This is a genomic window from Pedobacter sp. T50_32, from assembly GCF_057652195.1.
The window spans coordinates 249795-274356 of the sequence record NZ_JBYFBY010000005.1 but is presented as its reverse complement, the minus strand read 5'-3'; the positions used below and the strand labels follow the sequence as shown (position 1 = coordinate 274356).

Here is a 24562-nt window from a genome sequence, read left to right as displayed (position 1 = left end):
TCTATAATGTGATGTTTAGACCGAAACTTACAATACGAGATGGCGCATAAGTATACTCTGCATCTCCGGTGTAAGTTTGGGTTGGATCCATCCCTTTTCTGGCCGAAGTGATAAATAAATTTTCGCCATTTACGTAAGCTTTTAAATTTGTAAGCTTAAGTCTGGCCAAGGTTTTTTTAGGGAAGTTATAAGTTACCGCCACTGTACGGAGGTTTAAATAATCTGACTTTGTTAACCATTGATCGGTATCTGATATACCTCCTGTGGTACTTAGTCTCGGGATTGTGGTAATATCTCCAGGATTTTGCCAACGCTTCAACATATCAACATGAAGAGCTCTACCATTGGTTGTTGTACCTCCTCTGAATAGCAGCGAACGGTAATCGTTATCGAAAGTATAACCTCCAACTTGATAGATAAACATTGCTTGTAAACTCCAATTTTTGTAAGTAAAGGTGTTATTTACACTTCCAAAGAAATCTGGGATAGCGCTACCAGCATAGTAATAGGCCGCATCTGCTAAAGTACCAGATAAAGTACCATCAGCTTTTTTGTACTGATTAGCACCAGTTTCTGGGTTAACAGAATCCCAATCTCTCAACCAAAATTCGTATAACGATTTTCCAGTTTCGTATTTTTTGGTACCACTAATTCGTCCTTCGTATGATTGTGGAAGTGATAAAATCTTATTTTCTATGGTACTCCAATTAACATCCACATTCCATCGGAAAGTTTTAGTTTTAACAGGTACCCCGTTTAACTGAACCTCGATACCGCGGTTACGCATGCTACCAAAATTATCATTATAGGTAAGCAAACCACTTGTTAACGGAAGCGTTACAGCAAATAGTAAATTACTCGACTGACGCTGAAAAACCTCTAAGGTACCACCAATTCTATTTTTTAAAGCCGAAAATTCTAATGCAACGTCAGCATTTTGATTAGACTCCCAAACTAAGTCTTGATTTCCACCTTGTGTTAAAATTGCTCCTGGCTCTGTACCATTATTATAACCTAAGGTAAATAAGCGTTGATAAGTGAAATAGCTACCAGTTCTGTCATTACCAACCTCGCCGTAAGATGCTCTTAACTTTAATACATCAATCCATTTAACTTTAAAGAAAGGCTCTCTATCGATATTATATGCAGCACTTACAGACCAAAAATCGCCCCATCTACTTTTTGGAGAAAATCTTGAAGAGCCATCTCTTCTGTATGATGCAGAGAATAAATATTTACTTCTATAGCTATAGTCTAACTTAGAAAAATACCCTTCTGTTTTATAATCTCTATCGTAAGAACTTAATGCCGTAGTGGTGGTCATGTTATCTAGTACGGCAAGTCCAGAAATACCTTCACTACGTCTTGATCCGCTCAAATAATCGTAATAGTTCAAATAGCTTTCATGACCTAATAAAGCACTTATTTTATGTTTGTTAATTGTTTTAGTCCAATATAACAATTGATTAAAGTTTAAATAAGTAGTTAAACTATTGGTCCTAGTAGTTCTACCCACTCCAACTGCATCTCCCATTACACTATTATCGTAAACATTATTTCTGTAATTACCTAGCGTAACACTCAAACTTGAGGTGAACTTAAAATCTTTCAAAAACTTAGCTTCAACATTAGCAACACCATTTAACGAATTTCTTGTGATTTCATTAATGTTATATAGTGTTTCGTAAACAACATTTCTACCCGTAAATAATGGCCTGTAGTCTCCCTGATCAAAAATTTTGTTGCCTCGATTATCTAACAGATATGCCCCAGTTACCGGATCATGCTTATAAACCGGATAAATAGGAGCCAAAATCAAATCGATATAAAATGGATTTTCATTGATACCACTGCTTTGATTTGCTTGCTCGGACTTGGTGTAAGTACCAAACACATTTAGCCCAAATTTCAACCAATCTACAGGTGTAGAGTTTAATCTCAATCTTCCTGAAAAACGCTTGAAATCTGACCCGATTACATAACCATTTTCATCAAGATAATTTAGGGACACATAATGATCTGTTTTAGCGCTACCTCCACTTAATGAAACTGACATATCAGATCTCATACCTAAACGTTGAAGTTCTTGTCTGAAACGTACATCGTCTGGATATAAGAGCTTAGCATTAGGGTTCATTTGACCATTCTCTAGAACAATCTCATCATCGGCTACGTTAAATGGGTTCCAACCCACGTAAGATTTTAGATCTTGTGTTGCTGCAGCCGCAGTTCCCGAAGAGCCGTTTCTCAAAGCTTCCCATACTACTGGAAAATATTGATAAGCATCTAAAGTTTCGTAATTAGGTAAACCACGTTGTGAGAACGCTTGCGTAAATTTAGCAGTGATATTGGTTTTGCCAGTATTAGATCCTCTTTTTGTTGTGATTAATACGACGCCATTTGCAGCTCTTGCCCCATATAATGATGTTGCTGATGCATCTTTTAAAATAGAAATGTTATCTATATCCTCTGCGTTTATGTTACTAATTACACCCTCATAAGGAGCACCATCTAGAACGTAAAGCGGTGCATTATCTCCAGTTACCGAACCGAAACCCCTAATTCTAATTTCTGGACCTTCTCCAGGTTGCCCACTACCTGCCGTAGTTTGCACACCGGGCGAAGCACCAACAATAGCAGAGTTAAGGTTACTGATAGGACGTTGTTCAATATCTTTTGCAGAAATTCTAGTTACAGAGTTTGTTAACTCACTTCTAGTAGTGGTACCAAAAGCGATCACAACTTCTTGTAGCTGTTTGCTGTCTTTTGTTAACGCAACATCATACTTAACAATGGCAGTAAGCGGCACCTCTTTAGAAACATATCCCATGTAACTTAATACAATGAACTTATCTGCACCTTTAACGTTGATAGTAAAATTACCGTCGGCATTAGTTATGGTGCCTACTACCGACCCCTTAACTCTAACTGAAACACCATATAAAGGAGAACCATCTTCTGCATCTGTAATTTTACCGGTTATAGTTCGGTCTTGCTGGGTTACATTTTCTAAAATAGCATTGTCTCTATTTTGGGTAGCGGGCTTTAAAGAGATGATTTTGTCTTCGATAGTATAACTTAAAGACATTCCCTTTAAAACTGACGACAGCACTACATCGATAGGAGTGTTGGAAAAATTTGTAGAAACCCTTTTTTCATCTGCTACTTCCTTACTGTTGTAAATAAAGTAGTAGCCAGTCTGACTTCTCAATTCTTTAAACACTTCTTTTAAAGTGATGTTTTGTTTTTTAATGCTTACGTTTTGCCCCAAAGTTTTGGCACTAACGTGTAAGCTAAAAACAAACACAATTACGGCAATGATTCTCATAACCAGTAAGGCTTTTTTAAATAGTTGTTTTTGTTTGGTCGAAAAATCGTTACTAAAATTAGTGTACGACAATCTACAATGTATTTTTTCTTTCATACATTTGTATATAAGGGTTTTGAATAAATAGTGGTTTGTTTATTATTTTTTTAAGCCTTCCTAATGCTTTTCCTGGTTGCCGCCGGGAAAAGCTTTTTAGCTTTATGGTTTCCTTCTTACTTCTTCATTTTCTTTTCGCAGGTTATTACATTATTTTCAATACCAAATACTACGTCACCAGTTAGTTCCAAAGCTTTTAACACCTTAGAAACATTTGTATTTCTAGGGATGATCCCCGTAAACGAAATATCTGGTTTCTCTCCTTCGTATTTTATCTTAACATCGTACCAGCGCATCAATTCTTTCATAATTTCATCAATGTTGGTATCGTTAAACACAAATAGATCATTTTTCCAAGCCATTACTTCCTCAATATTGGCATTGCGTTGTTTGGTTTCTGTACTGGTTTCGGTATATAAAATCTGTCTGCCTGGTTTTAGCAGTTCCGAATTGCCACTTTTGGTGAATTGTACAGCGCCTTCTAACAAAGTAAGCTCGGAACGATACTCATCAGGATAAGCCATGACATTAAAATGCGTACCTAAAACTTTGATCTCCGAACTTCCATTTTTTACATAGAACGGTCTTGAGCTATCTTTTTCTATCTCGAAATATGCTTCACCTTTAACCTCTACCCTACGTGCATCATTTGCAAAAGCAGCTGGAAATTTGATAGAAGATGTTGCATTTAGCCAAACCTTACTACCATCCGACAGTACTACGCTAAATTTACCGCCAGCAGGTGTAGAGAGGGTATTGATCTTTTGACTTTCTGTTTCGCTATTGCCCTTAACTAGATATACAATTTGACCTTTGGCATCAGTTTCTATAGAAATAGCACCTTCTGTAGCCACCTGTCCTGTATTTTTATTGTCTAGCACAATTTGCGATCCATCGGCTAATGTCAAAGTCGCCTTATCACCTCCAGGCTTGATATCGTTATAATAAGCTAAAGGTTTTACACTGTCTGACTTTTGTACGGAATAGTACAAAGTAAATCCCGTTAGCAATAACACCGCAGCGGCCGCAGCATACTTCCAAACTGGCATACGCTTACGACCATCCGACTTTTTTGGGTTGGTGATATTTGCGTACATCCCATCCCAATCTACCTCGTGAACAAGCGCATCAGATTGCACTTTTTTATTGTGCTCATCCATAAAAGCAAGTACCTGCTCCTTGGTTTCTGGATTGCGGATATAAACAAATAACTCGGCATACTCTTCCTCAGTAATGGTTTTGTCCACATACTTCTTGAAAAGCTCTGCTAATCTGTTATTTGTACCGTGTGTCATCTGATCTTCTTTATTGTTCATTTATACTTTTATTGCCGTTAATTTATTTCACGACCAACAAAGTTTGCTTTTCTGCATTTGATTTCCCTTTGTTTATCCACAGAATATAAGTACCTGTAGGAATGCTTGTTAAATCTAGCTTTACACTTTCATTTAAAGCTGCTTGAGCGTAATTATTGGTCGATATGTTTTGTCCTGTCAAAGATATTAGATTTAACGAAACGATACTATTTGATGAAGATGGTTTCACTTCGATGTAGCTTTTGGCAGGGTTTGGATATACTTGTGCTTTTGGAGAAGAGAGTTCGAAATTTACGACTTGCGTACCCAAAACTTCCGATTTGCCGTCGTTATCGAATTGTGTAAGACGGTAATAATTATTACCAGCAAGTGGTGCAAAATCGGTAATTGAGTAAGTTAATGGTGTATTGCTATTTCCAGCTCCAGTAACATTCCTTAGAAATTCAAAATTAGATGCAGACGAACCACGTTCGATAACAAATTTCTGGTTGTTTTGCTCACTTGCTGTTTTCCATGTTAATATTGCCGAGTTGCCTTGTTTTACCGCAGTAAAAGATTCTAGTTTAACTGGTAAAGGATAATTTCCTGTTTGGAATTCATAAGCACCTAGATCAATAGTATTGTTACGAATACGAGGATTATTGGCCAAATCTACAAGCGAGGTTGACAATGAATTAGAACCAACATTTAACGCAGCGCTAGTGCTAGACAAAGTTAGAAAGTCAGCATCTGCAGAAGTGGTGCTAGCGAAGAGCGCTGTTGGAGTGCTATTAACTGTATTGTCAGCAAAATCATCATCAGCACCAGGTGTAATAGCGTACACTTGAAACAAGTTATTTTTAAACCTTAAAATACCAGAAGCCGAACCTCTTAGGTCATGAGTCCCGTCTCCAGCTGTGTTACCATTAAAAATATTATTATATAGATTAACAGTTGCAGATGTCGAGTTAGCAAAAAATGAAATTGCGCCTCCAAGTGTACTTGCCGTATTCTGATAAAACGTACAGTTAACGATAGTCCCTGTAGCCATGATACCAGAAACTGCACCAACATAGATTGCACCTGCCGCATTAGAGGTAGATTTGTTTGCATAGAACACCGAGTTATGAAGTTGCATAAAACCGGCGGCATGATAAACAGCACCAGCTAATCCCGATTTCGCCTCATTATCTAAAAATTTAGAATTCACAATTCTCAGAATACCAGCACTATTATTATTATGGTATATAGCACCAGAGTGGGTGTTGGTTTCATTTTCTGCGAATGTACAACCTGAAATGTTGATATTTGGAGCATTCGTTGTCCCTACCAAAGCTAAGTACATTGCACCGCCAGTATTTCCTTTATTATTAATGAATTCAACATTCGTTAACGTTAGCGTACCTGTACCAGAAAGCAGTGCGTATAGCGCACCACCCGTGTTAGTAGCTTCGTTATTTCTAATCTTCAAATTAACGAACTCTATAAATCCAGATGCGTCTGAGCCTCTAAGATTGATTGCTGCGCCGTCATTTCTATCTAATCCCAATCCTGCAACTACAGTTGTTGCCGCGTCTGCATAGCCATCTTGAATTGTAAAACCATCTAGTATTGCTTTAACATTTGTAGTACCGATACGTGCTGTAACCACATGGAAAGCATTGTCTGTTTTTACGCCTGACGCTCCCAAATCTCCACTTAAAATTGTGGTGTTGGTCAAGTAGTTCCGTTGCGTTAATAAGGTTTCACTTTCATCAGCTCCAACAAAACCACCGTAAATTTTAACTCCTGTTCTTAAGATAAAAGATTGGTCTCTTGCTGTAGTAGCGACAGAATTATCGTCCGTGGCCGCAATTTTTTCAGTAGGGTAATATGTTCCCGCAGCTACCCATACCTGATCATCTTCCGAAGAGTTATTGATCATCGTTTGCAAATCTCCTGCTAGAGCCCAAGTAGAACCATCTCCAGTACCGCCAGATTTAGCCCGTCTAACGGTCTGCCCTTGAACCAGAAATCCAATTAGCGTAAATAAAATTAAAAAGTAAAGTTTTTTCATAAATTGTTGGTTTAGGTTTGTTGTTGTCTTATATAGACTGACTAGACTTAACAACGGACCGCCCAAGACCAACTTTTTTTGAAAAAAATATGAAAAGATAAAAAAGTCTTCAAAAAAGCACTATACACTTAATTTACAGCACCTTTAAAACAAAAGATTTAGAAATAAGATTTTAAAAGTAATAGTAAAGATACTACGATACTGTGCTTAGAAATGTGGTACTTTAAATGCTTTAATACTTCAACTATCACATTTTTAACACGACTTTTGGACAATCCAACTGCTTGTGCTATCTCTTCATGACTCATGTGCTGATTACGACTCATGTTAAATATCTCCTGTTTTTGAAGCGAAAGTGTTTGTAGTACTTTATTAATTAAAAACACACTTTCTTTAAGATTGATTTGATCGTCGACATTATTCAGAGAAACCGAGGTGTTTACCCAAGCATCGTTAATTGTTTTTTCAGTTCTACTTACCTTAGCCAAATAATCGTAGGTTTTATTACGTGCAATGGTGTAAATATAGTTTCGTGGATGCTCTATTGCCAACAATTTTTCACGATTTTGCCAAATTACCAGAAAGGTTTCTTGTACTATTTCTTCAGCATCAGCTTTGCTATGGATAAACGAATCGACAAACGCTAATATTTTGCCTCGATAAAGACAAAACATCTTATTAAAAGCCAAAGAATTTCCATCGGAAATTTCTTTTAACAATAGCTTTTCTGCTGTTAAATCGTACAATGCCATTAAAATAGTTATTCGCCAACATTTGCTTAGCTATAAGTATGTTAGCTAGTTTGTGGTTTAGGTTTATTAAAAATAGTAATCCTTATTTACTATTCAAAAAGATTTTTAATTTTTTAAACACAAATAGGTATAAAACGCAAAAAACTGGCATCAAAAACCAGATAAAAAATAGCTCACATAAAAAAGTCCCGGCAAACCGGGACTTAGAGAAACACTTATTTAGAGAGATTAACTTTTAAACCCAACTCTACGCCGCCATAAGTATATTGTTTTAGATTACTATTTATTGGCAGCGAGTAAGAGGCTTGCATTTGATATTTTTTCATAATGTTGAAACCAAGACCAAAAGATAAGCTATTACTGCTATGGTAAAATGCCATCAAATTAAACTTATCTTCGGCAAATTGTGCATTTACACCGGCATCTATTACACTATCAAATCCATCTAACCCCCTATACATTACTTTTGGTGTTAATTTCACTGGACCATCTAGCACTTGATAAGCTGCCGATAAGAAAAATGTAGTATAATTATAGCCATCGTTTACATTTTCTGAATAGATTAAGCTACGCAAATTTGGAGCTACAGCACTTAAGCTTAACTTTTCAGTAGTGTAATGTGCTCCTAAATCTCCGTCGAAAATATAACCTTGATCGTTAAATTGCTGAACCAATTGATCGTCTACATCGCCAACAATATCAGACATATTCGCTTTTATAGAAGTAACCCCTGCCGAAACACCAAACCTTAAATTACTGGTGGTAGATGTTTGTATGTTATAGGCATAAGTGGCTGCAAATCTATTCACATTTAAGATACCGTCTTTATCTGTATTCACTGATAGACCGAAACCGTTTTTACCCATTCCGTAATCTAAAGTAATAGTATTTGCAACTGTTTGCCCGTTACTTCCAGTAAGATTATTTTTATAGGATAAGCCAACGTTTAACCCTTGTTTCTTACCAGCTACAGCTGGATTGTAAAGATATTCATTAAGGTAATACATAGACATTGGTGGACTTACCTGCGCCTTTAACTCTGATGAGATAAAAAACAAGATAAATAATGTCGCTATATAAGTAAAGTAGTTTCTTTTCATTGTTGTTTGGTTAACAATTTCTTTCATGGTTGTTTATGCTCGGTGCTTATTATCTTCCTTTTAAAATAGTTATTGTACCTTTTATTGGTTTTAAATCGGCACCTATATTAATATGGTAGTAATATGTTCCGGTATTTAAGGTTGCTCCGTTGTAAGTACCATCCCAATCATTTTGATAGCCTGACTTTTGGAACACTATTTTTCCAGATTTGTCATAAACAGTTACTTGATTTTTCGGGTACATTACACTAAGATCTTGTACGATCCAAAAATCGTTCTTGCCATCGCCATTAGGAGTTAAGATGTTACTCGGAACAATTTCTCCACTGTATAGCTTAAACATAGCCGACGCTTTATCGCTAGGATTACTTGTACCTAAGTTGTTAGTAGCTACCACATGGAAAGAATGGATACCTGGTGTTACCTCCTCTGTAAAAGTGTAAGCCCATTCACCTCTTTCGTTAGATGTAGCAGTTGTATGATGCTGCTTATCATCTACAAAAATCGCAATATCACTTAATGGCTCTGCTATCCCTTCCAGTTTGGGTCTAAAGCTTGTTACCACGCCATTTAGTACGTTCTTGATGATAGGTGTTTGAGGATCTTCCATTAAATTGTTTACCGAAACAATTACACGAAGTGTTTGATCGCCACCTTGATTATTAAATACTTTAACGGTCAATGTGAAAGTTCTCGTTTTTTCGTAATCAATCTCACTGCTTTTAGCAACCGTTATGTCTCCCGTAGTAGCATTTATTACGAATGCGCCACTATTATTACCAGAAGTTATTGTCCAATTAGAAAGCACACCAGGCAAAGTAGTAACAGGTTTGGCTACGAACTCACCATTTGCCTTGTTCTCATCAATACTTACTTGTAGTGGTGCAACTGGAGCGGCTCCATTGAACTCGTAGGCACCTAAATCTAAAATAGAATAAAGGATTCTTGGGTTACCAGCTAAATCTAACGTTATACTGGTAGGCAAATAGTTGTTTTGACCACCATTAATAGCCGGGCTAAAATCCTGTAAAGTCAAGAAATCGAAACTGTTAGGATCGGTACTTTCAAAAATTGGATCTACACCAACAATATTATCATCTGCACCGCTAGTTCCATAAATATCAGTTAAGGAAGCTTTAACCGTTAAACTTGTTGAGCCTGTTGTTGCTGGAAAAAAGTCTGAAGTTTCTGCTATTGTTGCCGTGTTTTTATTAATGATACTGTTATAAATTGTGACAGTAGCTGAAGATGATGCGAATAAAGCTCCGCCACGATCTCTTGTTGCTTTATTTCCGTAGAATGTTGCATTATGAATAGTCGGTGTTGCCGCCGTTGATGCATAAATAGCTCCACCTCCTCCGTTTGTAGATCCAGCTTCGTTATTATAGAAAAGATTATTAGTTATTAGCGGATTGGCTGCATTACCAGCTACTCCAAAAAGATAAATAGCACCTCCACTAGTTCCGGCCTTGTTGCCAATAAACTTTACCCTATCCATCTTAGGGCTATTTGCATTTAAATACAAAGCGCCAGCAGTTGTATTAGCCTCGTTATTTAAAAATGATACATCTACTAAGCTGGAAGCTAATGTGCTTGTACCTAGATAGAATGCACCAGTAGATCCAGACTTGTTACCGCTGAAGGTTGTTTCGCTTACATTTATTGTTCCTGCAGTAAAGTAAATGGCTCCACCATTGCTTCCAGATGTATTATTGCTGAAGGTAGATTTACTGATGTTGATAGTGGTTGCTAATCCGTTATTGATTACGCCACCGTTGGTTGTTGCAGTGTTATTTGTAAAGGTACATTCTTCGAAAGTTGCACTTGCAGATGCTGAAAACATGTGAAGAGCGCCTCCAAAGGTGGTAGACTTATTTCCTTGGAAGGTACATTTATTAAATACCGGCGAACCTGCTGTCGAAATTACTACTGCGCCACCCGAACTTGCTTCGTTACCAATAAAATCTACTTCGGTAAATATTGGTTTTGAGGGTGTGGCTACAGCACTAAAGATGAAAATGGCACCAGCACTTGTAGACAACGTTTTGTTGTTTATGAATTTAACTTTATTGTAGATTGGAGAACCGTAAAGAATATAAATTGCGCCTGCGCTTTGGTCGGTAGAGCCATTTGTATTTTCTGTAATAATAAGATTTTCGTAAGTAGCGCTGCTATAATAATTGATAATGCCAGGCGATCTACTTGGTGGAATGGCATTACCATTTACGGTTATACCTCCAGTAGTACCTGTTCCACTCGTATATCCTTTAGTTACGGTAAAACCATCTAACCTCGCAGTCCCTAAATCGCCAGATGCAACAACAACGTGATAAGCATTGTCTGTATCAATAGCTTCATCTCCCAAATTACCACTTAGTATTGTTGCATTTGCGATGAAATTTCTATTTGCTCTAGTAGCCTCAGTTCCTGCAAAACCACCATAAACTGCCACGTCTTTTTTAAGTACAAAGGCATTGAACCTGTCGTTTGGAGTAATGGTAGCAAGTGCATCGGCTTTACGGTTCGGTTTATGAATACCAGCCGCAACCCAAACTTCGTCATTTGCAGCAGAAGCATTAATCATAGCCTGTAAATCTCCAGAAGCCGCAGCCCAACTAGCGCCACTTCCAGTTCCACCAGCTTTTACATACCTAATCGTTTGCGCTACTGCATCTGTTGCAATAAAAAGAGAACAGCAAAAAAGCAATACGTAAAGTTTTTTCATATGAATCGTTAGTTTGTTTTTGTTAGGTTAGTTCGGGGATCAAGATAATTATCCTCAAAACTATATGATAGACTGATATCAAAATAGATAGGACCTCTTTTAATATCATTTTTTTAATTTTTATCGAAATTGGTAAAAAAGCTGATAATTTTCTCCTTATTTCGGTACGAAACAGTAATTGGAAAGTCTATCTATAAATTATCAATAAAAACATTAAGCAAAAATGAAATTTATTAAACTCACTTTATTGCTTTTCCTGGTTTCTGGATTTGCATACGCTCAAAAATGGGAGGCTGGAAAAACCTACACCGACGATGAAAAATGGACTGAATTTATTGTTGGCGACTTACCATTAATTATTAGTGTGCCCCATGGTGGAGCAGTTACATTACCAGACGCACTGAGAGATTGCAAGGGCGCTGTTACCGTAACCGACTCGAGAACGATTGAGCTTGCAAAGGAAATTGAAAAAGCTTTTCTTGCGAAGTACAATGCCAGACCTTTTATCATCATTTCTAATATCTCTAGAAAAAATGTAGACCAGAACAGAGATATGGCAGATGGTACCTGCGGCAATAAAGCGATGGAAAAACCTTGGAACCAATTTCATGATTATATTGACACTGCTATTTCGTTGGCCACCAAAAAATTTGGCAAGGCAATTTACATTGATTTACATGGCCATGGACATACCAAGCAACGTTTAGAAGTAGGTTATCTTTTAAAGGCGGAAGAATTAAGAGCGCTTGATGCAAAAGACAACAAACAAGTTGCAAAGTCTTCGGTAGCAAATTTATTAGCTAGTGATAAAAGCTTCAATCTTGAGCAATTGCTAATTGGTCCGGATGCTTTTGGTACTTTGATGGCGCAACAAGGTATTGATGCTGTACCTTCAAAACAAGACAAAGCGCCTTTGGAAGAAGACAAATATTTTAACGGAGGTTACAACACGGTTAGATACACTTCGAGCAAATATCCTAATGTTTTTGGTTGGCAGATAGAAAGTCATTACAAAGGAGTACGCGATGCAGAAGGCCGACCAGCATTTGCAAAAGCATTTGTAGATGTAATAGGAAGCTATTTCAAAGCTTATCTAAATAAATCGTTCTAAAACATAAAAAAGCAAAACGCCCCAGGAAAACCTTGGGGCGTTTGCTATAATACAACTAACCTACATTCGGATATAAATCAAAATATTTCTCCCGTGTTCCACTTCTATTATTTACCGTAACCTCTACTCCGTAGTACGAATCATCCATAAAACTTTCTGTAAAAGCGGCTACCAACTGTGTATCAGACCAAGAAGTAACTGTTGCAGTTAAATAAACCTTACGACCATCAACTACACGGTATATTCTCACCGATCTATTGGCGTCTACGGCACTTCCAAAACCACTTCCTGTAATTACCATTGTTCTTGCACCTCCAGCTACAAAGCTGTAATTAAAATCGGTTATATTTACTGTTCTTTGGAACGCAGAAATAAAACTTCCCCATTTATTATTTACACGGATATCATAACGATTTTTAATAAAAGCAGCATTTTGAACCGTTGTAATAGATGCCGTGTTTCCATTTACAGACCAGCCATAGTTTACGCCATCAATCAAAAGTTGGAAGTTGGCATTTGGTGCTGTAGCATTAAAATGATTTCCACTTATAGCGAATATGAATTGATACAAGCCATTTCCTATTGGCACTATGGTACATGTAGTTGACAGAATGGTTGGTTCCAGATAAGTAAACGTAAGATTTCCGTTTGGATAACTGGCTTCCAAGTTTTGATGGAAAACCTTAATTTGCTGCTGATTAGGCAATGAAGAATGGTAACTTGGCGACAAGAAGGTTACGTTAGCATCATCAACAGCTGTAACTTGTGCATTTTGCCCGCCAACAGTTACACGGATTTTGCTTGCATCTGTACCAAAATTACTCCCCTTAATTACTACAGTTGCTGCATCAATTCCAGAAACATTGCGTAATGCGGGAGATGTTTGATTTAAACTAGTGGCAACAATATTTTGTAGATAAGTAAACTGAACCGAATTACTCGTTACATTATCTACCACAACTGTAACTGGCAGGTTACCTGAACCATTCGGCACACGCACTTTAATACTGTTTCCAACATAATTCATCACAGTAGCTTGTGTGCCTCCAAAACTCACCGTTGGTGCGGCATTTCCTGCAAAATTAGCACCGTACACAGTTAAGGTATCTTGCGCAAAGGCGGATGTTTTACTTAAACCGGAAATGACAGGTGCAATTCGGTAAGTAAATGCTATCGGATTACTGCTCACACCGTCTACATTAACTACTACATTTCCGCTGGTAGACGCTGGCACAGTTACATCTAGCGTTGTAGCTCCTACACTAATAATGTTCGCAGCAACACCGTTAAATGTTACCGACTTGGCAGTAGCCACATCAAAGTATTTTCCGGTAAGCCTAACCGTTTCTCCTACAAATGCACTTGTTTTGTCTATGCTTGCAATCTGTGGGATAAATTTAAATACGGGTCCCTGGTTAGAAATATTATTGGATGTAACTACTATCGGACCATTTTTCGCTTCTGGCACTACAGCTATCAATTGCGTGGTGCTCGATGAACTTATATTAGCTTGAACACCGTTAATCTGCACTTTATTATTTGCAGTTATTCCGCTAAACTTGCGCCCGTTAATGGTGATTTCTGTACCAGCAACGCCCGTTAAAGGTGAAACATCCAAGATTACTGGAGCATCGTAATCGTAGGTAAAGGTAGGACCAGCAAAAGTTTGATCGCCACTTTTAATGGCAACAGGCCCAGTACCTGCTTCGTAAGGTACTGTTGCCAAAATCACATTAGCCGTAGTTTGTTCAATAATTAAGCCCTGCTTGTTATTGAAAAAGGCTTTCAGACTTGCAGTATCTTTGGGAAAGTTTTTTCCATAAATACGAACCTGTGTATTTTCTGTTCCTCGCTCAGGTCTAATGCTATCTATTGTTGGACCATTTTCTGTTAATTCATAGTCGTAGGTTTTTGCGCAACGATGAAAGCAAGCGCCCAAAAACACTAAAAGCAGTACTAAAATTCTTTTATTACTATACATCTCTTTAATTTTAGTAAGTTGATATTTTGATTTAACGAGCGCTAGATTTAACTCAATTAATGCTTGCTGTGGTCATTATTAAATCCGATTGGGTTTGGTCATCGAAAATAATTTTTATGGCGTACTTGGTTTTTACCTCACTTGCTTCAACAAAGGTTGCTTCTTCACCAGCTAACCTCTTATACATCGAAAGTCCCTTCCCAAAATCTTTGTAAAGCAAATAATTCTTCACTTTTCTGGTGGGCTTGGTCCAGGTTAAAATCATCTGCTTTTTGTTAGCATCAAATTTTTCCAAAAGATTGATTTGAGCTACAGTGCTGCCTTTAGAAGTAACTAGTGAAAGGGGGAAAGATTTTTCCGAATGATTTCCTGCTGAATCTACTGCAATAACGCTGTAATCATAACGCAGACCTCGAAGCACAGAAGTATCAGTGAAACTTACCTGCTTACCTTGCAAAAGTTGTTTCCATGTAGCTTCTTTTCCCGTGTTTCTGTACAGAATAAAATGTGAAAACCCAGCACCTTTATCTTCCGACCAATTGAGCTTCACCCCTGCTACTGTATTTTCATATTTCAATATCACTGGGCGTGGCGGCGGAATGGTATCTGGACGAGTGAGTGTAAGTACTTCACTAAATTTACTATGGTTGAAATTAGCATCTATGGCAGCAATTTTAATATAAAGCTTTGAAGTAAGTGTTTTAAGCGTTGTTTCGAAAGTATAAGTGGTATCTGGAATAATGCTAGACGTAGCCGTGAAAGCATGATCTTTCTGATTAGCAAAAAATACTTTATATCCTCTAAGTACGGGCTCTTTAGGATCAGTGCGCCAAGTTAGATGTACTTTCCCAGCACTGTCAATGCGTCCGGCGAGGCCAGTTGGAGGTGCCGGCGGAATACTATCTGGATTAAAAATATAAACAGGATTTGAGTAGCTGATATTTCCATCGAAATCAGAAACTAATAGTCGATAATATTGTGCTTCAAAATTCTTTGGTAACATATATCGGAAATTTTGAATAGCAGGAGGTATAAATTCTCTCTGTAAAACCGAATCTCCAGCCGCCAAGCCTTTGCCCTGAACAATCATATATCCTTTTAAATCCTTGTCGCTGGGCTTAGACCAAGAGAAATTAACTTCATCACCCTTTCTTGTAAATTTCATTACGGGTGCCATTGGTGGTGTTAAATCTTTGGCCATAGCCTCCACGGTATCTACAAATCTATAATGCTCTCCAAAAGTGTTTACTCCTGTTAAACGATAATAGAATTTTTTGTTGTTAGGCACACTATCCGAATAGATATACTGCGCATCATTAGTAGTCGTATCTTTTTCCGGTAAATAGATTTTTTTAGTTATTCTTTCAAATCGCTTTTTATCTGCTGAACGCTCTATGTAGTAACCGGTAAACGGACTATTTTTAACAGGCCAGTTTAAGGTGATATAACTATCGTACGTATTCGATTTTAAACCTCTGAAATACTCATTTGCTGAAATATCCTTACCAATTACGTAGATATAGCCTGTATCAATTTTACCAAAGTCATTAATTGGTTTGGCGGCGTACACTCTATAAACATATTTTTTGTTGCTTTCTGGCTTAATCAGATCCTCAAATCCTAAACCAGCCATAAATGCTCCCTCCTTACTTAATGCGCTATAGAGAGATACAATCATGTGTCTATTTTGCCTATCCATCTCCTGCATTTTTATCTTATCAAGCAGGCTACCTTCCTTCGGATAATTAGGTTTACCATACAGGGTTTGGGCAATTACCATGGCAGAAGTATCTGTTTTAAAAGCTGGCGTATTAAACTCTTTCATCGTTTTAGCCTTAATCGTATCGGTAGTTACTCTTTTCCAAGTCCCTTCCGCTTTGTCATTGCCATCAATAATTAAACGATCTATAAAAACTCCGGTGCTAACCAGCGCATTAAAAAGTCGGAAATTATCAATATTCCATCTTAATGCAATTCTGTCTTTGTAAGGCTTACCCTTTCCAACAATCCTAACCTGCGGTATTTGTACCGATTGGCTAGCCTGTTTTCTATCGGTCTTTTTTTGGGCGTATGACTGCATTGAAACTAAAAGTAACAATGCTAAACCTATTTCTTTTAAAGCTTTCATCTTTTCCATATTGATTTGTTAACGGATAGCCCCTTTACCTTTTAGACCTTGCAAACCATTTTGCATTTGGTTAATCGTGCTTGTGCCATTTACTACGCCTGTAGCCATCTGACTTATACCTTCCCAAGTACTTGCAGCGCCCATATTTGAAATACCTACCTGTGGTGCCCCCGCTTGTTGGGCATTGCCCCAGTTTACCGACCAATTGGTAACCCTATCAATTACTACCTGAATAGGATTTGTAAAACTTGGCATACCTACAGAATGGCTTCCCATACTTACACTACGAATGCGCTCCAATAATATTGGCGTAGCTATTGGCACATTAAAGGTTTGGAAATAAAGGAGCTGGCTACCTTGCGAAGTTTGACTAGCCGGCGACTTTGGAACATCGGTAGGAAGTGTGGCACCAATAGCCGTAAAACTATTGATAAACGACACGCCGCCATCTGTTCTAGCCCAGGTATCGAGTATGCCATTGCCATTTATAGTCGGAACAGGATTGACTTTAATGTTAAATCTGATTTTCGCTACTCCGGTTCTATCAGAAAGATATTGCTTAAATAAATCGTAATCTACACCCAAATTAGCAAATGGCGGGTTTTTATATAATTTTTCGAGTGTTATAGGACTTAAAATAGGGTTTACCAAGTTGCCTCCACTTGCATCGTTACTTGCTAAAAACACCTGATCAGAAGTTGTACTTTCCACGTCAGCTTTGTTAAGTTTCTCGCCATTTAATGTAACGTCTATCTCTAAGTTACTGCCCGCCCCTAAAACAATATTATAGTTACCGTTTTGAGGTGTAATCCACGAATTAAGGATGGTTAAATTGGTTGCTTTAGAATTTATGGATGATATGGCGCCACCTTTATCTGCATGCGTAATTTTTGAAATCTTAGCATCAGATAGTTTAGCACTATAGGTACTGTAGCGACTGGTTTTAAAGGCAAAACTCGCGGCAATACTCTCACCCGCTCTCAATTCGTTGTTGTTCATATTTCCGCTAAGAGATGTGCTCCTAGTATTAATTGCCCCAGCAGACAAAGCCTGTGTACTAATAAATGTTGTATTAGAAACTCTGGTATTCACACTTGGTGCCGAATTCCCTGCGGGAATTTTGGCAACAACTATTGCTACATAATCTGTGCTTGCCAACAATTCTGGTGCGGCCCAACTCCAACGAGTATGTGGACGTCTATGTCCTGTGAATGGCGTATTGATATATGTGTCTACTACCTGCATATCGACATTAATATCTGCCCCTACTTTTACGCCATTTCTAAAAATCCTCGCTTTATAAGTTGTTCCCTCTGGATATTTGAAATAAGTATTATTGTCAACTATTTTACGTGTTTCGATGTACATCTTTTGCGAATTTCGTTCTATGCCGCTTTCTTTAAATGGAACTGTTGTATGACCATGCATTGGCCAAGTAACCGCATAATCACTAGCTTGGATATTTCCGTAACCTTCATCAGTAGTAAATTCAGTTTCGGCTTCCTGCGTTGCATCGCGACCATTCATTTGAATAAACTTGAACTGCGCTAACGCTGAACCATCACCACCCATTGAATTGATAAATGCCGCTTGATCTAGAAAAGCTTCCTTCATTCTGGCCACTACTTTAAAATTAAACTTCGTGTCTTTTGGTAAGTGAGATTCTGTAGGCAAGTACAAGGTTTTTTTATCGCCTTTGTACCTCGCTAATCTATTGGTAACATTTTCACCGTTTAGGGTAACTGTTAAACAACTTCTGTCAAAAAGAAAATATCTTCTAGTAGGTAGCCCCTCTTTTGTTGGATTTTCGTAATCGTCAAAAGAGTACATGCCCAATCCTGGCTGATAACTATCGTATTGTCCAAATTGCCCACCAATACTTAAATTAAATGTTACTGCCGGAACAATATTCAACGGTACTTTTTCCGATGATTTTGCTGGCAAAACTTGAGATATGATTTCCACTCCTCCAAAGGCTTGAGCTTCGGAGTTGATACATTCTTGACCAATGCTAAATTGCAAATTAAATTCGCCATCGATCAATCCGTCTAAAATTCTAAACTGTGCTCCCAAGGCACCTTTGGCGTAAATTGGATCTGGAAAACCAGCTTTTACGGTTGCTGCAGCACCTGCACTAAATATTTCGAAATCTCCTTTTACCAAGAACATATCTACCGAAATACCAACCGCAGCTTTTGCACCAAAGTAAGCTTGCCCGGTAGCATACCATCCGCCAGCACCACCAGATTTTGGCAAATTATTACATTCATAATTATCTTTTAGGGCAAAATCAAAACCTAATGCTCCGGCAAACTCGCCGTAAAACATCAAGAATTGATATCGTTTATCGGGGTCTCCAAACTTACTGCTTGCACCAAAAATCATCCCCGAATTACCTCTATTTTGTTTGGATTGATTATTCGCTACGTTAAAAGATTCTGATAATTTTGAGCTCTGATTTTTGCCCCCATAGCCAACAATATCCTCTATCCACTTTGGAATTCTTGGCATGTCCTCAATTTCTGTATTACCTATCTGAAAATAAGATGTGCCTTCTACAAAATTTAGAAACCTGATGGTATTGGGAATACTTGGGGAACCTATTTTGAAATACCATTTTTCGCCGTTAGAAAAGAAAGTAGCACCACCTTTTGCATAAAGTAGACTTTTGTTTGCAACCGTTGGCACACCCATTTCTACATCTAAATTTGCCAAAAATGCATGTGTTTCCGTAACAAATTCTATCTCTAAAGAACCAGCCCCAGTTGATGCTTCCCTCCTTGTGGCTAACGGTTTACTTACATCTGTTAAAATACGGGCGTTACCATTTAGTCTTACAAAATTCAACCCACCATTAGTATTGAAACCCATCGAAAATGTAGCATCTGCATCTAAAGTGTTTCTACTTGTTAATCCGAAAAGCAAGGTTGCCTGTAAAGTCATAGCACCTCGCTTAGGTGTTAACCTCAAACCTGCCGGATTGTAATTCAACAGATCTAAAGGGCTCGACTCCGCCTTTGGTTCAGCTTGTTTGGTTTCACTTACTTTATTGATACTTGGAACAGAAGATTTATCAATATCCATGTTATAGCTAAACCCTCCACCAAAACCATAAATTGCTAAAGGTATTGGCGGCGCAAAGGTTATCCCCGCCTGTCCAAAGTCAGCTAGTGCATTAAAATCATAATAATTGAAATCTCCCTGTGCATCTGTTAACACACCAAAACGACCTCTCATATTTATTTGCAAGAAGCCTGCTAAATTTGTTTCTAGAGCTCCAACAAAACCTTCATCGCTACCAGAATTTGATCTATTATTGTAGTACTTAATTGCTCCCTTCAAGCTAAATGCGCCAAGCTGTACTTCGCCTCCAAAACTAATATCCCTAATCTCTCCGCCCACTCCTGTCCATACAATTCGGTTATTTGCTTTTTTAATCCCTGATGTTAATGCGAATACTGCTTTCGCTTCGCAACCTAGCGCCTCGCCAGCTAATTTGATATTACCTTCGAAAGGTAGTGCCACCTCAATTTCATCGCCAGCCCCTCTCAGTTCCCAACCATTAAATTTTGCAGAGTAATCGAAGCCGGCCAATTTTCTTTGCTCAGAGGCAAAATAAATTTTCATTCCCTCTTTGTCTATAAAAGGGCTAACGGTCATCAATTTTAAATTTTCAAAACCTACGCCAAGCATTTTCAGTTTACCTACGCCAGGTATTTTAATTGCCGACATTGGGTCATTCGATATCGTCAACTCGCCATTTAAGTTTGCTCTGGCAACCAATGGATTTCCATTACCTCCAGAAACTGTAATTTGGGTGCGACTATCTAAGTTTACCTGCATAAACAGTGCATTTAGCACTAAATTATCTTTTGGATGAATTTTAAATTCATAAGCTATACCGCCGCCGTTTGGCGTGGTAAGTTCTGCGGTATAATCTAATTGGTTGCTGGCATCATTATAATTGGTAGATGCTGGTAGAACTAACTTACCAGTCATAGTACTTGATTTAAATGCCGACTTGAAAACATTAAGTGTTACTTTATCTATGGACGCATACCAACCGTCCATAGAACCATTGCCAATACTTAACACACTACCGCTATTTTGTATAGCTCCAGTTAAACCATTAGCATCTATGATGATGTTCGTAGTCTCCATTTTTAAAGCCTGACCATTTGCATTTTTAATAATTTCCGGTAAATGCACCGTTGTTTGCGGAATGTAAATACCTTGCCAAGTTGGCAATGAAGTATTGATAGGACTTTCTCCCGAATCTGCCGAGGTAAAACTTGATGGAATACCATCCGGATTTTTAAAATCGGAGTGGTCATAATAGATTGGTCGTTCCCCTGTTTCAAAAGCAATACTTTCTATGCCACCTATTTTAAATTTCGGCATGCTCAACTGTGCAATCCAATCTTGCCAACCCTGCTCGGTTACTGCTTTTAACCTAGCTGTTAAAGCTTGGCCACTTTCAGCATCAATAACCGATTGATTTGGAAATGTGTAATCAGCATCAATGGTTAAATTCACCATCCCATTTTTATTAAATGTTACCGATGTACCTGGATCTGTATTGATGTTACCGCCGCTCTTTCTTAAAGTTAGGTTAAGCGCATTTACCTTAAAATTATCCGAGAGATAAAGTACGCCGTTCTCGCACAAATCAGTTGCACTTAAACAGATATCTCTACCTGCTAATGGTAAAAAGGAATCATCTTCGGGTATAGATACAGCACCTGCAGCTTCGAACCAAGCTTGCTCTGCATTAAAATAAACCTTAGTAATGGCAAGCGTATTTAAACCTGTAGATAGAGCTAACGGAAGTTCAAAACCTGCTGCATTAGCACTATTTCTAACCGATTGTATAGTTTGGCTTGCGTTAGTGGCAAAATATTGCGACAAGTCGGTGGCTTGTTGCGCACCAAAAACCGACGGCTGGTTGGCTGAATTTGCAGGTATGAAATTCGAGGCATTTGTAGCTGTAATACCAGTCACCAAGCCAGCTTTCATTTCTAAAGCGCTGTTTACTTCCACATCAGAAAACTGCACTTTTAATCTTGCCCCAGGTGTGTTTGAACCAATAAATGGAAGACTGATAGTTCCAGTGCCGTTTAGTCTATTGCCAGATGAAGACAGCGTCACAATTTTCATCAAAAACTTACCCGCTTTAATTTCCTTACCTACTTCTGCCAAGGCATTATTGGTATTTCCTGCAGGTGCAGTAGATTTACAAGAACCACAATCTGGAATTGCAGCGATAACATTTGGTGGCGAAGGTGGCACTTGTTGTGGTGCTATAGGCGAACTGATAGGTGTTTGAATAGCATCTCCGTAAGTAATAGGCACCACCTGACTTATCCCATTGTTCCTAAATGTAAATCCTCCATTCGGGTCAACTGCCTGCACTGCCAAAACATATTTTCGTCCCAGTGTTAGTTGCGGGTCTGAAGGATTGTACACATAAACATTTCCCATTACTTCTTTCTCAAAAAAGTATGGTGGTACAGCACTTAAATAAGCATCATTAGGGTTTCTGTTACCTAAAACTTCTATAATGCGAACTTTGTACCTAATTGACGGCGGTGCGCCAGGAGGCGTAGTCCAGTTAATGGTAAAGATATTTGTCGCTATCTGCTTTAACTCCTCATTTTCAAAAGGTTTGATTACGAGCGGTGGCTCCAAGCTGGTAATGCTAAACCTGTTACTACAGCCAATGGGTTCATCAGCACTAATTGGCGCATTCGTATTGTAATCAAAGGCCCGCATACAAACCTGATAGCTTCCTTCTGGCAAACCATTACCACGAATAAACTGATCTTTAGTAATACCCGAATAGGTTAGCTTATTGTAATCGAATAAAGTGACTAAATCAGCACCATTTAAGCTACGCACCTGCCCTGGAGCCAAAGTAATTGGTGTCGGGCTTTTGTAGTTCTGCCCTACTTCTAACCTAATGCCATTATCTCCAACTACAGATGCTCTTAATTGGATCTGCTGCGTACCAGCCGACTGGTTAGTTAGTGTAATCAACACTTGTTGCGGTCTCGCTTCGTAATCGGTAATGCGATTTGGGTACGGAGGCAAAATCCGAATAGACACACCCACTTGTGCTTGTAGTACCTGAGCTGCCAGTAGCAACATCGAGCCCAACGCAAAAAAACGTAATAATTTCTTCATGGCTAAAATCTTAATTGGTAAGCTAATTCACCTCTTAACTCTGTATATTTTTGTTGCAAGCCTGCATTATCTGCTGGCGAGTTGTGTAACATGTACACACCAAAATCTAATATGTGTCCTTTTCTTACTTGGTATTTAGTATTTAAAGAACTATTGTAAATCATGCTTTTCCCTAACTCTTGTTTACCAAAGGTGATGGAGTGGTTGGTTGCCAACCGTAACTGCGACTTCAACAACGTAACATCACCACCTAATGAAAAACCTGTATAAGTTTGGTTGATGCCCATTCCTTTGAGCATGGTAGTATTTACACTGGTGTTTACGTTGATACCTTGCTTAATAAAGCCGATGTTGTAGTTCGCCATCAACTGTTTGGTGTCCATATTTCGGCTAATGGCATTGTTGTCAAAAAACTGGTTAAAATCGTTGAGGTTACTTAACGATGCAGATACAGTAATCATGTGGCTGTGTTTCTCTGTACTAATGATATACCTAGGCATCAAACTATACATCTGCGTAGTTTGCACAATCCGCAAGCTGTCTGCAAAACGAACTGTGTTTGGCGTTTGGTCATTAGAAAAATTACTGTAGCTCGCATCTACCCCAAATTTGTCGTTTAATTGTACCGTTGCATTTCCTGCACCAATAAATCGCTTGTTAGTGGCATTTTTCTGGTTTTGGAGATTATCATTTTGTATCCCGATACTTCCGTTGAAACTGATTTTGTTTTTCCAGGCCACAAACGATGGTGTAATTGTCCATGCTTCTAAATCGGAAGTGATAAAATATGCACCCATCGATTTAAATTCCGGTTCGATGCGTCTATAGTTTACTTTTAAACCGTATTTTTTATCACGATACCCTACACCAGCACTAAATGCAGTATATAGCTCGCTACTGGCATTTACAGTAGCAAACTTCTTTATCTTTTTAAGAATAGGATCTTCTAACGTATCTGGAATGTTTGTATGAAGGTTTCGCGTATATAAACTCACCGCACCTTCACTTTCAATCAAAAAATTCTTTAAAAAAGTAACTTGTCCTTTATAGCCAACAACCGAATTTCCAGCTGGCGAAATAGGATTAAATTGCATATTTTGTTGCCCACGACCAAAGCCTACGCTATCGTCTTTAGCTTTGAGATAGCTGAAATCTAAAAAACTCTTTTGAGAACCATATCCTACTTTAACGGCATAGCCTTTTCTATTAAATGCCTGTGGTGCTAACGACTGTGTAGTTTGGTCTATAACAGTAGCCTTATTTAAACGACCATACATAAAGCCTAATCGGAATTTCCCTGGATTTAATTCTGCCCCTGCCCCAAGCATGGTATGTCCACCCAAAGTAAACGGTGAAAAGCTAACGTTTCGATATCCCCCGTGTAGCGTTATCCATTTGTAAGAAGGACTAAGTCCAAATTGGTTAAAAGGTTGCTGGAAATTGGTCTTTCTATCAGCATACACTACACTAAAAGGAATATCCCAACCATATAAACTTAATGTAGGGCTTCCGCTAACAATTAGTGAAAGCGGATTACGACGATCGGGTGCTCCATTCATTTGATAACCAATAGAACGCACCTCTAATGCTCCAGAATAGCTAAACGGTTTTTGATTTTTCAGGCTGGTTAAATCCTGCGCATTGGCCTCAATGCATACCATTAAGAATGAGAGTGTAAAGACTAACCGTATTTTGTCGAGTTTGCGCATATTGTTAGCATTTGAATTAAAGGCAATTACCCATTTGCCAAATCAAAGCAACAAAAATATTTAACTCCAAAAAGCTCTATCGAGCAAACACAGATTTT

The 24562-nt window shown here is 38.2% G+C and carries 11 protein-coding genes; 1 reads left to right on the top strand and 10 read right to left on the bottom strand.

What is annotated here, in order from left to right:
- Nucleotide 1 precedes the first annotated feature (1 nt).
- From AC23ME_RS16275 to AC23ME_RS16250, 6 genes are all read right to left on the bottom strand, one after another.
- On the bottom strand, nucleotides 2-3328 hold the full coding sequence (locus tag AC23ME_RS16275; protein WP_487728834.1) for a SusC/RagA family TonB-linked outer membrane protein: 3327 nt from the start codon (nucleotides 3326-3328) through the stop codon (nucleotides 2-4).
- A gap of 212 nt (nucleotides 3329-3540) precedes the next feature.
- Nucleotides 3541-4740 (bottom strand): FecR family protein, encoded by a 1200-nt coding sequence (locus AC23ME_RS16270; RefSeq protein ID WP_487728833.1) that lies wholly within the window; start codon nucleotides 4738-4740, stop codon nucleotides 3541-3543.
- Between the two features lie 22 nt (nucleotides 4741-4762).
- Complete coding sequence (locus AC23ME_RS16265) at nucleotides 4763-6775, bottom strand: T9SS type A sorting domain-containing protein (RefSeq protein ID WP_487728832.1); 2013 nt, start codon at nucleotides 6773-6775, stop codon at nucleotides 4763-4765.
- Nucleotides 6776-6933: 158 nt separating this feature from the next.
- Entirely contained in the window at nucleotides 6934-7527 is a 594-nt protein-coding gene (locus AC23ME_RS16260) for an RNA polymerase sigma factor (protein WP_487728831.1), read from the bottom strand.
- A 215-nt stretch (nucleotides 7528-7742) separates the two neighbouring features.
- A complete protein-coding gene (locus AC23ME_RS16255; RefSeq protein WP_487728830.1) occupies nucleotides 7743-8627 on the bottom strand; it encodes a PorP/SprF family type IX secretion system membrane protein in 885 nt (294 codons plus the stop codon).
- 49 nt (nucleotides 8628-8676) lie between these two features.
- On the bottom strand, nucleotides 8677-11352 hold the full coding sequence (locus AC23ME_RS16250) for a T9SS type B sorting domain-containing protein (RefSeq protein WP_487728829.1): 2676 nt from the start codon (nucleotides 11350-11352) through the stop codon (nucleotides 8677-8679).
- A 223-nt stretch (nucleotides 11353-11575) separates the two neighbouring features.
- Between AC23ME_RS16250 and AC23ME_RS16245 the strand changes: the two genes are divergently transcribed.
- The gene (locus tag AC23ME_RS16245; RefSeq protein ID WP_487728828.1) at nucleotides 11576-12463 is read left to right on the top strand and encodes a hypothetical protein; all 888 of its coding nucleotides are present in this window, start codon (nucleotides 11576-11578) and stop codon (nucleotides 12461-12463) included.
- 55 nt (nucleotides 12464-12518) lie between these two features.
- On the opposite strand, the gene AC23ME_RS16240 is transcribed toward AC23ME_RS16245, so the two are convergent.
- From AC23ME_RS16240 to AC23ME_RS16225, 4 genes are read right to left on the bottom strand one after another with little or no spacing between them, the layout of a single operon-like run.
- Nucleotides 12519-14444, bottom strand: coding sequence for an IPT/TIG domain-containing protein (locus tag AC23ME_RS16240; protein ID WP_487728827.1), 1926 nt, complete (start codon nucleotides 14442-14444; stop codon nucleotides 12519-12521).
- A gap of 52 nt (nucleotides 14445-14496) precedes the next feature.
- Nucleotides 14497-16581, bottom strand: a complete 2085-nt coding sequence (locus tag AC23ME_RS16235; protein WP_487728826.1) for a fibronectin type III domain-containing protein — start codon at nucleotides 16579-16581, stop codon at nucleotides 14497-14499.
- Between the two features lie 9 nt (nucleotides 16582-16590).
- On the bottom strand, nucleotides 16591-22755 hold the full coding sequence (locus tag AC23ME_RS16230; RefSeq protein WP_487728825.1) for a hypothetical protein: 6165 nt from the start codon (nucleotides 22753-22755) through the stop codon (nucleotides 16591-16593).
- Between the two features lie 2 nt (nucleotides 22756-22757).
- Nucleotides 22758-24464: a hypothetical protein gene (locus AC23ME_RS16225; protein WP_487728824.1), complete on the bottom strand. Its 1707-nt coding sequence runs from the start codon at nucleotides 24462-24464 to the stop codon at nucleotides 22758-22760.
- Between the last annotated feature and the right edge of the window lie 98 nt (nucleotides 24465-24562).

What these genes read in the sequence shown, in the direction of transcription:
- AC23ME_RS16275 (WP_487728834.1), bottom strand. Translation starts at nt 3,328, where the DNA reads ATGAGAATCATTGCCGTAATTGTGTTTGTTTTTAGCTTACACGTTAGT.
- AC23ME_RS16270 (WP_487728833.1), bottom strand. Translation starts at nt 4,740, where the DNA reads ATGAACAATAAAGAAGATCAGATGACACACGGTACAAATAACAGATTA.
- AC23ME_RS16265 (WP_487728832.1), bottom strand. Translation starts at nt 6,775, where the DNA reads ATGAAAAAACTTTACTTTTTAATTTTATTTACGCTAATTGGATTTCTG.
- AC23ME_RS16260 (WP_487728831.1), bottom strand. Translation starts at nt 7,527, where the DNA reads ATGGCATTGTACGATTTAACAGCAGAAAAGCTATTGTTAAAAGAAATT.
- AC23ME_RS16255 (WP_487728830.1), bottom strand. Translation starts at nt 8,627, where the DNA reads ATGAAAAGAAACTACTTTACTTATATAGCGACATTATTTATCTTGTTT.
- AC23ME_RS16250 (WP_487728829.1), bottom strand. Translation starts at nt 11,352, where the DNA reads ATGAAAAAACTTTACGTATTGCTTTTTTGCTGTTCTCTTTTTATTGCA.
- AC23ME_RS16245 (WP_487728828.1), top strand. Translation starts at nt 11,576, where the DNA reads ATGAAATTTATTAAACTCACTTTATTGCTTTTCCTGGTTTCTGGATTT.
- AC23ME_RS16240 (WP_487728827.1), bottom strand. Translation starts at nt 14,444, where the DNA reads ATGTATAGTAATAAAAGAATTTTAGTACTGCTTTTAGTGTTTTTGGGC.
- AC23ME_RS16235 (WP_487728826.1), bottom strand. Translation starts at nt 16,581, where the DNA reads ATGGAAAAGATGAAAGCTTTAAAAGAAATAGGTTTAGCATTGTTACTT.
- AC23ME_RS16230 (WP_487728825.1), bottom strand. Translation starts at nt 22,755, where the DNA reads ATGAAGAAATTATTACGTTTTTTTGCGTTGGGCTCGATGTTGCTACTG.
- AC23ME_RS16225 (WP_487728824.1), bottom strand. Translation starts at nt 24,464, where the DNA reads ATGCGCAAACTCGACAAAATACGGTTAGTCTTTACACTCTCATTCTTA.